The sequence below is a fragment of the Fredinandcohnia quinoae genome, from assembly GCF_022427965.1.
In the GTDB taxonomy this organism is placed as follows: Bacteria; Bacillota; Bacilli; order Bacillales; family Bacillaceae_L; genus Ferdinandcohnia; species Ferdinandcohnia quinoae.
The window spans coordinates 1-14279 of sequence record NZ_JAKTTI010000043.1 but is presented as its reverse complement, the minus strand read 5'-3'; the positions used below and the strand labels follow the sequence as shown (position 1 = coordinate 14279).

Genomic DNA, 14279 nt, shown 5'->3' with positions numbered 1-14279 from the left:
GAATTTCAAATAGTTTTTTAAATATTTTGAAAAATAATGAAAACGAATTATTGATATTGTGCTAATAATAAGTAGCGATAGGTCTATTTACACTGAATTCAAATAGTTCTTTAGGAGGTCTCATTTTCCATTTCTTGTGGTACAATGAAAGTATGATATATGAGAGCGAGGGCCGTGAAAAATGTACATAGTTTTTACATATTTTGTTTCTCTTATTGTCATTGTGATATCAGTATTTATCACGCTTGTCTTCAAGAATGAATTGGAACGAATGTTTCATGAGGAAAAGGATGTGTTTCCTTTTCATATTTGTAATGTGCTCATTACCTTAATGGTTTCATTTGGGGCACATGCTGTTATGACGATTTTTATCTTAGAGAATGAAATCAAAATGATCCCTCAATTCGTAATCCTCATGCTCATTATTTTGCCAATCTATATAGTAGGTCACTTTGCATTTGAAAAATATAAATCAGTTTATCGAAAATATGTGCCTTCTGAAGAAGGAAAAGTTCTTGTACTTAACGAAAGATACTTAAAAAAGAAAAAATGGTTCACTAAGTTCAAAAATTATAATGAGATTTCGAAGGGAAAATAAATCGGGGGAGAGATATGTATGGATGTAATTGAGGCGATTAGGACGCGCCGAAGTTCGGGGCTAGTGCTGGATAAGGAAGTAGAAGAACATGTGATTGAACAAATTCTAGAAGCGGGTACTTGGGCTCCTAGCCATCATCAAACAGAGCCGTGGCGTTTTTTTGTTTTGCAGGGAGAGGGTAGGAAAGGCTTAGGGAATGTTCTGCAAAATATCGCAAAGAAAAACGGTGAAACAGACGAGGCAAAGCTTGAAAAGGTTTTAGCCAAACCATTACGTGCACCGGTGATCATAGCAGTAGCTGTTGAACCAAGTGATAATCCGAAAGCCGTAAACATAGAGGAGTATGGTGCTGTCTTTTCTTGCATTCAAAATATGCTTTTAGCAGCGCATAGTCTAGGCCTTGCAGGTATTTGGAGAACAGGAAAGCCAACATATGATCCTATGATGAGAGAGTTTTTCGGTTTATCTGAGAAAGGTGAGGTTCTTGGTTTCCTTTATTTTGGCTACCCATCAAGGAGCGTACCTGATGGTAAGAGGAAACCATTCGAGGAAGTTACAAAGTGGATTAGGTGAATCATGTAATCAAGAATAGTAAAGACCACACTAGTGGTCTTTTTATTTACTCTAATGCAAGGGCTAACATACTTTCTACCTTCGTTTCATGTAATCTACATCTTAGAAACTCCCGTATCTCTTCAATGTTTAGACCTATTTCTTTAGCTTCAGAAATTAATTGAACCCATTCTTGTTCTAATTCATCCAATGTTTAGACCTCCTCTTTTTCAATTTTACCTTCATAAGGGTGCAAATTGGCTAGAGACACTAAGGTGAGGTATAGAAGATTTCCTTGATGTGATTTGTTGGGATTTTTTAAAATATCATAGAAGGGAGTGTTAATCTGATATAGGAATATATCGATTCTGTTAACAAGGTAAACACACTCTAAATAATAATAAACAAATGCATTAACATCTGCTATTGAGGAATGTTAATATTTTGAACCTTTTACTAACCCCTTGCCTCGACAACAAATTAAAAACACATCCTTTAAAAAGGATGTGCCTCCCATTTAGAAATCTGAATATGACTCAGAGATTCCATTCTTTCGCTAGCAAGATTGCTTGAGTACGGGATTGGACTTCAAGTTTACTATAGATGTTAGTTAAATAGACACGAATAGTTCCTTCAGAAAGAAATAATTGACTAGCAATCTCTCGGTTTGATGCACCCCTTGCCAATAATTGAAGTACATCCATTTCACGTGGAGTAAGAATTCCGCGCATAGATTTATCGTCTATTTTTGTACAAGTTCTTATCAAATCTTCAATATAGGAGAGGGGAACAGCTTCCCAATGAGTACTCGTATCCTTTTGTCGAAATGAAATGTATTTTTTAAATAACGAATTGATCTCTGCTTCGTCTAGGAAGATTCTTTTATATTCATAAGCAGATCCTAATTCCAGCGCTTTATGTAGCGTGGAAATGGCAAGTTCATGAGAATCTATCTTTAAATAACAGATTGCTTCAAGTATCAAGGCTTCGATAATGGTTGAGATTTGCTCATCATTTGAAGCCTTTTCCTTTACTAGAATCGAAATTGTCAATGCTTCATGATAGTTCTTCTTATTCAATAAAAGTCGAACGTATACAAGCAGCCAGAACTCTTGACCTAGCTCGATTTTAAGAATATCAGGCCTATCCATTTTGAACAATTCCATCTCAGCATTTATTAAATCAAACTGCATTAAATAACAATGTGCCTTCATTGCTCGTAATGAACGAACCCAATACCATTCCGTTACACTTTGTATAGCATGATCTAACACGGCTTGGGCAGAGGTAAATTGCTTTTTTGCCATATAGATTCTACTTTTTAATATGTAAAGTGGAATGGCTAAACCAGAATCTTGAAAACGGTTGGCATATTGCAATCCACCCTCTATTTCATGTAGGGCATCTTCTAGTAAATTAGCTTCATACATGATCTCGGCTAACACACCATAGCTAAACCCCATTAAATTTTGCTCTTTAAATTCGGTTTGACGAAGGAAATCAGAAAATGCAATCGCTCCATTTAATGGAGAAAACTTTCCCTTTGCTCCCATCAATGTACGTGATATTTTAGGTTCAAACTGATTGTAATGCATAGGGATATGATCCCATCTAGAGCTCACCCGTCCAGCTTTAAGCTGGTTTACAAGAATTTCTACTACTTTTTCCGGTTCATCCCCAATTGCCATTAGGACATATGCTTTTAAGGTAGTCAAAATACTAACAATACCTTGGTTATCGGGATGATCCATCCATTGATTAATTATATTCCTCTGTTCTAGTTCATCAATTATTTGTTTTGCTTTTTTTAAGTCAGGAATAGAGGTGAGAGCAATGGTATACATGACAATCGTTTCATAGGGAAGTGAATAATTATCTTTTCGGAAAGTATCAATCCAGCGTACAAATGTTGCAATTTGCCCTGAAGTAAAGATATCAACAAGGTAGGTTTTAATCCATGCATCTGCTAGATGAAAGATTTTTTGTTGTAAAACTAATTCAATTGCCGATATATAATCTCCTTTTTCACATAAAAGGGTACCTGCATTCTTATAAATAGAAGACACTTGTTCCTCTGGATATTTATTTCTCATTTCTATTTGAAGAACATCTGCGAATAAGTGATGATATCGAAAAACAGGGCGAGCCGAAGACAATCGAACTGTGAAAATGCCCTTTTCTACTAGCTCAACTAAAACATCGTAACTGTCTGAACGACTCGTTAATAAATTGCAAATCTTGGGCTCCAACATAGTAAGAACGGAGGTTTGTAAAAGAAAATCCTGAATTTCAGGTGAAAGTGTCCGAAAGATTTCCTTCAATAAATATTCAGTCACAAATGGGTGTGTCCCATCAAACCTAGAATCGTGTAATTCATCAGTTACCATGGAGAGGCTAGCCATTTGGAGTCCTGCAACCCATCCTTCAGTACTATTTAACAGATTCTGATAGAACCTGTCTTCATCTACTATGAGATGATTCTTCTTTTTATACAAAGCTTCAACTTCCTCATATGTGAAACTTAGTTGCTCGAAATCAATTTCAGTTAGATTTGATTGGACACGCCATTTTGCTAATGGAAGTGGTAATGTAGTCCTACATAACAAATACACCCGGGTATTGCTAGGTAAATAATCGATAAAACGGGTCATCATTTCATGAATAGTTGGATCTTCAATAACATGGTAGTCATCTAAGACGATATGAATATACTGATTAATCGTACTCAATTCATTTAAGAAGGAATCAATTATAAGCTCATGAGGTGAATGCAAAGGTGAATGAAACAGTGGGAATAGGCGATTAGCTAGGTCACTTTTAAGCGAGTCTGACACGGATTGAATGACATATTTCCAAAAACGAATGGGGTCATTATCAAGTGCGTCAATTGAAAACCAAGAAGTGGGCTGGTTAATATGGCTGATCCACTGGCTAAGGATAGTTGTTTTCCCATAGCCCCCAGGAGCTTGGACAATTGTTAAATTTGTAGAACTCCCTTCTTGTAATACTTGTAGTAATCGTTCTCTATTAATAGCAGTATTTGCGATACTTGGTACGACTGTTTTTGAGTTCAACCAAACTGTATTCATCCATTTCCTCCTTCAAAAAAGTTACTTGGAATATCTCGGTAACTATATCTAATCCTAGTACTTTATTAATTAATCCTTTGAACAAATTATAAATGAACAAATCATAAAAATACATATTTTTCTAGATGCTGGGGTGATCAATATCTAAAAGGATTCTTTTATTAAAAAATAGGTATATAAAAATGGGAAGAAATATTAATACTCTTTTGCTTTTCTTTGAATCTATCGGTGCTATAATAATGGTGTTGTCCAACAGCATGATAAGGAGAGGGATAAGGGTGAACACATTTAGAGTTGAAAAGGATTTTCTTGGTGAAAAGAATGTTCCAAATGAAGCGTATTATGGGGTTCAGACGTTAAGAGCTATTGAGAATTTCCCGATTACTGGATATAAAATAGACCGGGAACTGATCATTGCAATGGCAATTGTTAAAAAGGCAGCAGCCCTTGCTAATTCTGAAATTGGTGGGTTATATAAAGGGAAGGCAGAGGCAATTTCACAGGCAGCTGATGAAATCATAAATGGGCAATGGCATGATCAATTTATTGTTGATCCAATTCAAGGTGGTGCCGGTACCTCGATAAATATGAATACAAATGAAGTTATTGCAAATAGAGGATTAGAGCTCATGGGAAGAGAAAAAGGAGACTACTCTTATTTGCATCCTAATATAGATGTCAATATGGCGCAATCAACGAATGATGCATTCCCAAGTGCTATACACATCGCAACATATCGGGCATTAGATCTATTGTTGAACACGATGACTGAAATGAGAAATGTATTTAACGCAAAAGCAGAGGAATTCGATCATGTGATAAAAATTGGTAGAACTCACCTGCAGGATGCAGTTCCAATTCGACTTGGTCAAGAATTCAAGGCTTACACAAATGTGATTGAACGCGATATAAAGAGAATTGAAAGAGCGAAGGAAAACTTACTTGAAATAAATATGGGTGCTACAGCGGTAGGTACAGGTCTAAATGCTGACCCAAATTATATTGAAAAGGTTGTCAAACACATTGCAGAAATATCAGAGATTCCTTTTATTCCTGCTGAAGATTTAATTGATGCAACCCAAAATACAGATGCATATACACAAGTGTCATCTACACTAAAAATTTGTATGGTTAATATGTCCAAAATTGCCAATGATCTTCGGTTAATGGCATCAGGTCCAAGAGCGGGATTGTATGAGATTATCTTACCAGCTCGTCAGCCAGGTTCATCAATTATGCCAGGAAAAGTAAATCCTGTTATGCCAGAAGTAATCAATCAAATTGCTTTTCAAGTAATCGGAAATGACCATACGATTTCTCTAGCGTCTGAAGCGGGTCAATTTGAACTAAATGTGATGGAGCCCGTATTAGTATTTAATTTATTACAATCCATTTCAATTATGAATAATGGCTTCAAGGTATTCACAGAGCATTGCATTGCAGGTATTAAGGCGAATGAAAAAATTCTAAAAGACTATGTTGAGAAGAGTGTGGGATTATTAACCGCAGTCAATCCTCATATTGGTTATAATATAGCTTCCGAGATTGCGAGAGAGTGTGTTCTCAAAGGAGTATCCATTCGAGAGTTATGCCTGCGCTATGATGTTTTAAGTGAAGAAGAACTAGATTTAATATTGGACCCATTTGAAATGACTAAACCAGGGATTGCAGGCGCACAGTTGCTTACTAAATAAGTGGGTGCTTAAGCATCACTGTTGATATGATGATTTTGAACACGATAAAAGCTTTCATTTGCTTTTATCGTGTTTTATTTTTTCATAATTTTAGAGGGTTTTACAATTATTTTCCGAATAGTATAATAGTTACATATAAGTATAAAATAATAGTCTATATTTAAATAGATATAGGAGGACGGAAAAATGACGCAGCAACTTGATACGTTACATCCGATTTTAGGAAGAGTCATCGAGAATATTGAAAAAGTAATGATCGGAAAGCGGGATGTGGCTACCCTTAGTTTAGTAGCATTACTTGCAGAAGGACATGTTCTACTAGAGGATGTACCAGGTGTAGGAAAGACGATGATGGTCAGGTCGCTTGCGAAATCTGTGAGTGCAGATTTTAAGCGGATTCAGTTCACACCTGACCTATTACCTTCTGATGTAACCGGAGTATCGATCTATAATCCTAAAGAGCTACATTTTGAATTTCGTCCGGGCCCGATTATGGGAAATATTGTCCTCGCTGATGAAATTAATCGAACCTCCCCAAAAACTCAATCTGCATTACTTGAAGGGATGGAGGAAAGTAGTGTCACGGTTGATGGAGTAACAAGACATTTACCAAGACCCTTCTTTGTTATGGCCACACAAAACCCAATTGAATATGAGGGAACATATCCGCTTCCAGAAGCACAACTAGATCGTTTTTTATTAAAAATGAAGATGGGATATCCGTCTGTAGAAGAAGAATTGGAAGTATTAAGAAAAGCAGAGAAAGCGAAACCGATTCAACACCTTGAAGCAGTCATTACAATTGAAGAATTAGTAAATCTTCAGGATGAGGTAAAAGAGGTTTATGTAGATGAAACAATCAAGGAATATATTGTTGACATTGTAAATCGCACGAGAAATCACGCTTCGATATATCTTGGTTCAAGTCCGCGTGGTTCAATTGCTTTAATGAAGGCATCTCAAGCATATGCACTTATTCATGGCAGAGATTTTATTATTCCGGATGATGTTCAATATTTAGCTCCCTATGTTTTACCACATCGAATGATTTTAAGGACAGAGGCGAGATTCGAAGGAATGACAGCTGAAAATGTCGTTGAAAAGATTATTGAACGTACGCCAATTCCAGTGCAAAGGTCGTTGAACCGTTAATGACTAGGGTTATTCGAAATGTGAAAGCAACTGGGAAGCTTGTAACCATCCTTTTATTAATCGCGATAACCTTCGTCTACGCTATGTTCCAAGGGGGATTTGTCAGTTGGTTTTTATTTTATAGTTTTCTGCCTTTTGGTTTGTATTCCATTTTTTTAGCTATATACCCGATGAAGGATATTCAAATTACAAGGAAAACAAATCAAAGTGAATATATGGCAGGTGAATCCTTTGTTGCTACTATAACACTTAAACGGAAAATACCGTTTCCACTCATTTACTTAATAATAGAGGAACTACTACCAACTCAACTGGAAAGTAGTAATCAGCCAAAAAAATCAAAAGTGATTTTATTTCCTTGGTTTAAAAAGGAGATTGTTTATCAATATATGATTGATTCGATTCCACGTGGTGAACATCAATTTGAAGGCATTAGATTGAAGACCGGTGATCTATTCGGTCTCATTGAAAAAGAGGGCTTTATTCAAGTTCGGGATTACTTTTTAATCTACCCACAATATGTTGATATGATCTATCGTCAACTGGAAAGTCGATTCGAGCAAGGGTCAACATCATCAAATGTAAAATTGCAACGGGAAACAGCAATTGCGATTGGAATTAGAGAATATAAACCAGGTGATCGGTTTTCATGGATTGATTGGAAGGCTTCTGCGAGAAAAAATGATATTATGACAAAAGAATTTGAGCAGCAACAAACACATGATGTCATCATTTTTATGGACCGTACGAAGTCAGAGCAGTTCGAACAACTTGTAGTCTTTACAGCTTCACTCGTTCGAGCTATTTTGAAAAAAGGTGCACAAATTTCTTTGGTATCAGTTGGTGAAGAAGAATCGATCTATCCGTTGCGTAGTGGTGAAATCCAGCAGCAACAAATTTATTATCATTTAGCAAAGGTAAAAGATAATAGTTCGATTCCATTTTCTCAAATTGTTGAATCGGAGATAAAGAAAATCTATCAACCTGTCACATTTTTACTAGTAACAAACAAACTACGTTCTGACATGGTTCAAATAGTAGAAGGCATTCCACTTAGGCATGCGAATCTATTGCTTTTTGTTGTTAAGGAAAGGGCGACCCAGCTTTCACGTGATGAACTAGAGGTACTGGAGGTTATAAGAAAGCGAAATATATTTGTAAAAGTTGTCCATGAAGGAAACTATACAGATGTATTTTTAGAGGTGAGTAAATCGTGAGTCAAACAGTTGAAAAGCGAATTGATATTCAAAGTTTCTTAATGAATGTGCTAGGATTCCTTTTGCTTTGGGAGTGGATGAGACCATTAACAGTCATTGGAGACACCTCAGAGCTGTATATGTTTATCATCTTCATTGGTATATGCTTTCTATTGTTATTTTTCCAGGTTAAACGAATCTTGGCAGCGATTATTAAGCTAATTGTGATATTTTATATGATTCACTCGATTTATTACAAAGGTCTTTTTCTCGACTTTGCATGGATACAAGATGCAATTCTTGAATTTGGGCATAATATTGAGCTGCTTTTTCGCGCAAATTGGTTGGAAATGACTTCAATATTCCGGAGTTTGCTTTTCTTTATCCTGTTATGGTTAATGAGTTATTTGATTCATTTTTGGATGATTCATCAAAAGCGAATTCTTTTCTTTCTTGTTTTAACCGTCAGCTATATAACGGTGCTTGATACTTTTAGCCCATATGATGCAAAATATGCAATTATCCGTACGATTATTATCGGCTTCTTGGTGCTGGGAGTTCTCCAATTTGAACGTATTAAAGGAAAAGAGCAACTAGAGAGATATACAGATATAGGTAAAAAGTGGTCCATTCCTTTACTTGTTTTTGTTTTGTTATCTTCAACATTCGCATATCTTTCGCCAAAAGCATCACCACAATGGCCAGACCCAGTACCGTTTTTAACAGGGTATGGGAAAGGTGGAGAGGGAGCTGGAGGAGTTGGAATTAAAAGGATTGGATATGGAACAAATGATTCAAACTTAGGCGGGCCGTTTCTCGCTGATGATCGTGTCGTATTCACAGTGGAAGCACGCAAACGTAATTACTGGCGAGTTGAAACGAAGGATCAATATACCGGAAAAGGGTGGGAAGCTTCTGCCAAGCTTGAACAAATGCCTTTCATTCAGGAAAATACCGTCCTGAACTGGTATGAGGGAAATGCTGAAACTGAGGAAGCTCAAGCAGAGATTGAGATGAAAATGGATTATTCACATATCACATATCCTGCAGGGCTTACTTCTGTTGAAGTTGATCCAGATATTGTATTCAGCGCAGATCCCCTTACTGAGAAAATCAGGTCATACCGAGGCGCTGATGCGATTAAATTAAAGGAATATACGGTGAATTATGAGTATGCACGATTTCCAATCAACCAGTTAAGAGAAGTGACCGGCACAGGGGGACTAGAACTAGAACCAGGATTTCTTGAATCTTACACGCAATTACCTAATTCACTCCCACAGCGAGTCAGAGATTTAGCAAATGAGATCACCTCAACCAAGGAAAATCGCTACGAAAAAGTAAAAGCCGTTGAAAGCTATTTTAATAACAATTCGTTTTTGTATGACACTGTAAATGTTGCTATACCTGCGTCTGACCAGGATTATGTTGATCAGTTTTTATTTGAGACTCAAACCGGCTACTGTGATAACTTTTCGACATCGATGATTGTGTTATTACGTGCAGTGGGAATACCTTCTAGATGGGTTAAAGGGTACACAGAAGGTGAGCATAAGCATGGCAGAATTTATGAAGTAACTAATAATAATGCACATTCCTGGGTTGAAGTGTATTTTCCAGAGTTTGGCTGGGTGCCATTTGAACCGACAAAAGGATTTAGTAATTCAAATCAATTTACTATTGATTTAACTTCTAACGGTAATAATGCTGAAACTCCTGTTCCACAACCAGAACAAGACAAGCCAAATTTACAAGATAAACTAGAAAAGGATCCAGAAGTGTCAAGTAATAATAATAATAAAAGCTTATTAGATCAGGTTAAGTTTGAATTTTCATGGAAGTATTTCTTAATCTTTTTATTGTCAGTTATACTCATCGGTTATGTACTTTTTATCACTCGAATGAAGTGGCTTCCTTTCATATTAATAAAAGCTTACAAAGGAAAAAAGAATGACAATGTATATTTCAAAGCCTATAATGCGTTGTTAAAACAACTTGAACGAGCTGGAATATCTAGAAAAGAGGGTCAAACATTAAGGGACTTCGCTAGATATGTTGATAGTTTTTACCATTCTGATGATATGGAGAAGCTAACATTAAGCTATGAAAGGGCCTTGTATCGAAGAGATAATGCAATAAAGGAATGGGAGAAATCCGTTGAATTATGGGAAAATTTAATTAAAAAGGTATCATCTTGACCGATACGCATAAACGTTGATAGAATAAACACAAATTAAATAGATATTACCTTCGTATATCCTCGATAATATGGTTCGAAAGTCTCTACCGGGTCGCCGTAAATGACCTGACTATGAAGGCAGCTATTCTATTTGTGTGTATGTAAAACTAGAATTCTGCCTTTTATATAGGGAGGATTCTAGTTTTTTTTATTTTAATTAATATTTCGTTTGTGTAGTGGAAAACTATTAAAAACTTTTGGGGTGAAAAATTTGGATAATAAACAAGAAATAATCATCGTTTTAGACTTTGGAAGTCAATATAATCAATTGATTACACGTAGAATACGTGAGTTTGGTGTATATAGTGAGTTACACCCTCATACAATTACTGCGAAAGAAATAAAAGAGCTCCAGCCAAAAGGAATTATTTTTTCTGGTGGGCCGAACAGTGTCTATGATGTAAATTCATTTAGCTGTGATGAAGAGATTTTTGATTTGGGAATTCCAGTCATGGGAATTTGCTATGGTATGCAGCTTATGACGAAGCATTTTGGCGGAAAGGTTGAAAAGGCTTCGCACCGTGAATACGGAAAAGCGAATATCTCTGTTAAAAATAATTCGAAATTATTTTCAAGCCTGCCAAGTGAGCAAGTTGTCTGGATGAGTCATGGGGATTTAGTTGTAGAAACACCAGCTGGATTTACAGTTGACGGAGTAAGTCCGTCTTGTCCAATTGCAGCAATGAGCGACGAAGCACGTAAATTATATGGTGTTCAATTCCATCCAGAAGTTCGCCATTCTGTATATGGAAATGACCTGTTGAAGAACTTTGTTTTTGATGTTTGTGGATGTAGTGAAAGCTGGTCAATGGAAAATTACATTGAATTAGAGATTGCCAAAATCCGCGAAACTGTCGGTGATAAAAAGGTACTTTGTGCATTGAGTGGTGGTGTTGATTCATCGGTCGTTGCTGTATTAATTCATAAAGCAATTGGTGATCAATTAACATGTATGTTTGTTGACCATGGCCTTTTACGTAAAGATGAGGCAGAAGGTGTAATGAAAACCTTCAGTGAAGGCTTCCATATGAATGTGATTAAAATAGATGCACAGGAACGTTTTTTAACAAAACTAAAAGGTGTAAGTGACCCAGAACAAAAACGTAAAATTATCGGAAATGAGTTTATTTATGTATTTGATGATGAGGCTGCTAAGCTTCAGGGAATTGATTTCCTTGCACAAGGTACACTTTATACCGACATTATCGAAAGCGGAACAGCAACTGCACAGACGATTAAATCACACCATAATGTGGGTGGATTACCAGAGGATATGCAATTCAAATTAATTGAACCGTTGAATACACTTTTTAAAGACGAAGTTCGTGCACTTGGAACAGAGTTAGGAATTCCAGATGAAATTGTTTGGCGTCAACCATTCCCAGGACCTGGGTTAGGGATTCGTGTTTTAGGCGAAATTACAGAAGATAAATTAGAAATTGTTCGTGAATCAGATGCGATTTTACGTGAAGAAGTAAAAAATGCTGGCCTTGAACGAGAAATTTGGCAATACTTCACAGTTCTTCCCGATATCCGAAGTGTTGGAGTAATGGGGGATGCACGAACATATGATTACACAATAGGTATTCGTGCGGTTACATCAATCGATGGAATGACTTCTGATTGGGCCCGTATTCCTTGGGACGTATTGGAATTGATCTCCACGAGAATAGTCAATGAGGTTGCTCATGTTAATCGTGTTGTTTATGATATTACGTCTAAGCCACCAGCGACGATTGAGTGGGAATAACCTATAAACACGAACATAGTTATATATTTTCAAATTAATGTTCGTTTTCTGTATTGACTCCCTAGGATAAATGTCATATAATAAATTTAAATTATTATTGTAGAAATACGTCGTATAATGTTGGGGATATGGCCCAAAAGTTTCTACCGAGCTACCGTAAATAGCTTGACTACGAGGTATAATGGATATGAAAAGGGTTCATTCTATGACTTTACTTTTCTATCGTTATGCTTAGTCAAGCGCTTCGGGTGAGGAACCTGGAGCGCTTTGTTGTTGAAATGAAGTTCTGCGACGGTGAAAAAGGATAACAGGGGAGAGGGTCAGAAAAATGAAGAATTATTTTCAGTTTGATGAGCTTGGAACGACGTATAAAAGGGAATTTATTGGTGGATTAACAACGTTTTTATCAATGGCATATATTTTATTTGTTAATCCAGCTATGCTTTCGTTAAGTGATGTACCTGATTTACCCGATGCGATGAGAATGGATTCTGGGGCGGTTTTCGTTGCAACAGCAGTAGCCGCAGCGATTGGTTCATTATTAATGGGCTTAATTGCCAAATATCCAGTTGCGCTTGCTCCTGGAATGGGATTGAATGCATTCTTTGCTTATTCAGTCGTACTAGGTATGAATATTCCATGGCAAACAGCTTTAGCTGGAGTTTTTGTATCTGGAATTATCTTCATTTTACTAACATTATCAGGAATTCGTGAAACAATCATTAATGCAATTCCAGCTGAACTAAAATATGCAGTTGGTGCCGGAATTGGTTTGTTTATTACATTTGTAGGTCTTAAAAATGCAGGAATCATTGTAAGTAATGATGCAACGTTAGTAGGGCTTGGCGATTTAACAACTGGGAATGTGTTGTTAACAATATTTGGAGTTATTATCACTGTTATTTTAATGGTACGCAATATAAAAGGTGGTATTTTTATTGGGATGGTGGTAACTGCCATTCTAGGTATGATAACAAATCAAATAAATACACCAGATGCAATAGTTGGAGCAGTTCCAAGCATCGCGCCAACATTTGGAGCAGCATTTGAGAATTTTGGCGATATTTTTACAATGAATATGCTGGTTGTCATTTTAACATTCTTATTTGTGGATTTCTTTGATACAGCAGGAACCCTTGTAGCAGTAGCAAATCAAGCGGGCTTAATAAAAGATAATAAACTACCACGTGCTGGTAAAGCATTATTTGCAGACTCTGCAGCGACGGTAGCAGGAGCTGTGCTGGGTACATCAACAACAACATCTTATGTAGAATCAACTGCCGGGGTAGCAGCTGGTGCTAGAACCGGTTTTGCTTCAGTGGTTACAGCTGGCCTTTTCTTGCTAGCATTATTCTTTTCACCACTTCTAGGAGTAATTACTTCTGCTGTGACATCACCAGCATTAATAATTGTCGGTGTTCTTATGGTTTCAACATTAGGTGAAATAGATTGGAAGAAATTCGAGATTGCTGTACCGGCATTTTTAACGATCATTGCAATGCCATTAACGTATAGTATTGCAACAGGAATTGCAATTGGTTTTATCTTCTATCCAATTACAATGATTGTAAAAGGAAGAATGAAGGAAATTCATCCAATTATGTATGGGCTGTTTGTGGTGTTTGTATTGTACTTTGTGTTTGTTATATAGAGGAAAGACATGAAATTATCGAGAAACAAATGAATGATAGAGCATATTCGGGATGTGAGTTTATAAACTCACATCCTATTTATTTGAAATCAGACAGGTAATTGTATATCGCAACTAGGTAATAGATATATTGTCGAAATTGGTCTGTTTTTCCAATTAAAAACGTATTGACGTTTAGGTGAAATCTTGATATATTTAGTAGGTCGCTGTTACAGCTTTTATCAAAAAAAGATTTTGAAATAAGTTGTTGACACTACGAAATAAAGATGATATATTAATAAAGTCGCCTCTGAAACAAAGGCGAAAAAGTTCTTTGAAAACTGAACACAATACAAGCGTCAACGTTTAATCAAGATAA

General features: G+C 36.4%; 10 protein-coding genes and 2 riboswitches. Of the genes, 8 read left to right on the top strand and 2 right to left on the bottom strand.

The features are described from left to right. Window positions 1-181 precede the first annotated feature (181 nt). Window positions 182-598 carry a hypothetical protein gene (locus MJG50_RS19300; protein ID WP_240257408.1) on the top strand — a complete coding sequence of 139 codons (417 nt, stop codon included), beginning with the start codon at window positions 182-184 and terminating at the stop codon, window positions 596-598. An 18-nt stretch (window positions 599-616) separates the two neighbouring features. After that, the gene (locus tag MJG50_RS19295; RefSeq protein ID WP_240257407.1) at window positions 617-1171 is read left to right on the top strand and encodes a nitroreductase family protein; all 555 of its coding nucleotides are present in this window, start codon (window positions 617-619) and stop codon (window positions 1169-1171) included. Between the two features lie 46 nt (window positions 1172-1217). Here MJG50_RS19295 and MJG50_RS19290 read toward each other — a convergent pair whose 3' ends face one another. Both MJG50_RS19290 and MJG50_RS19285 read right to left on the bottom strand, forming a co-directional pair. Next, on the bottom strand, window positions 1218-1361 hold the full coding sequence (locus MJG50_RS19290) for an anti-repressor SinI family protein (protein WP_240257406.1): 144 nt from the start codon (window positions 1359-1361) through the stop codon (window positions 1218-1220). 325 nt (window positions 1362-1686) lie between these two features. After that, the gene (locus tag MJG50_RS19285) at window positions 1687-4239 is read right to left on the bottom strand and encodes a winged helix-turn-helix domain-containing protein (RefSeq protein WP_240257405.1); all 2553 of its coding nucleotides are present in this window, start codon (window positions 4237-4239) and stop codon (window positions 1687-1689) included. 278 nt (window positions 4240-4517) lie between these two features. Here MJG50_RS19285 and aspA point away from each other — a divergent pair, with 278 nt between their 5' ends. The 6 genes from aspA (at window position 4518) to MJG50_RS19255 (ending at window position 13921) form a co-directional block, all read left to right on the top strand. After that, on the top strand, window positions 4518-5933 hold the full coding sequence (gene aspA, locus MJG50_RS19280) for an aspartate ammonia-lyase (RefSeq protein ID WP_431307303.1): 1416 nt from the start codon (window positions 4518-4520) through the stop codon (window positions 5931-5933). A gap of 186 nt (window positions 5934-6119) precedes the next feature. Further along, a complete protein-coding gene (locus MJG50_RS19275) occupies window positions 6120-7085 on the top strand; it encodes an AAA family ATPase (protein ID WP_240257403.1) in 966 nt (321 codons plus the stop codon). Then, window positions 7085-8302, top strand: coding sequence for a DUF58 domain-containing protein (locus MJG50_RS19270; protein WP_240257402.1), 1218 nt, complete (start codon window positions 7085-7087; stop codon window positions 8300-8302). Before MJG50_RS19275 ends, MJG50_RS19270 begins: the two co-directional genes overlap by 1 nt. After that, window positions 8299-10479, top strand: a complete 2181-nt coding sequence (locus MJG50_RS19265; RefSeq protein ID WP_240257401.1) for a transglutaminase TgpA family protein — start codon at window positions 8299-8301, stop codon at window positions 10477-10479. The genes MJG50_RS19270 and MJG50_RS19265 overlap by 4 nt, the downstream gene beginning before the upstream one ends. Window positions 10480-10511: 32 nt before the next feature. Next, window positions 10512-10613, top strand: a riboswitch (purine riboswitch). A gap of 118 nt (window positions 10614-10731) precedes the next feature. Further along, window positions 10732-12270: a glutamine-hydrolyzing GMP synthase gene (gene guaA / locus MJG50_RS19260; RefSeq protein ID WP_240257400.1), complete on the top strand. Its 1539-nt coding sequence runs from the start codon at window positions 10732-10734 to the stop codon at window positions 12268-12270. Window positions 12271-12360: 90 nt separating this feature from the next. Next, window positions 12361-12462, top strand: a riboswitch (purine riboswitch). Between the two features lie 136 nt (window positions 12463-12598). Next, window positions 12599-13921: an NCS2 family permease gene (locus MJG50_RS19255; protein WP_240257399.1), complete on the top strand. Its 1323-nt coding sequence runs from the start codon at window positions 12599-12601 to the stop codon at window positions 13919-13921. Window positions 13922-14279: the final 358 nt, after the last annotated feature.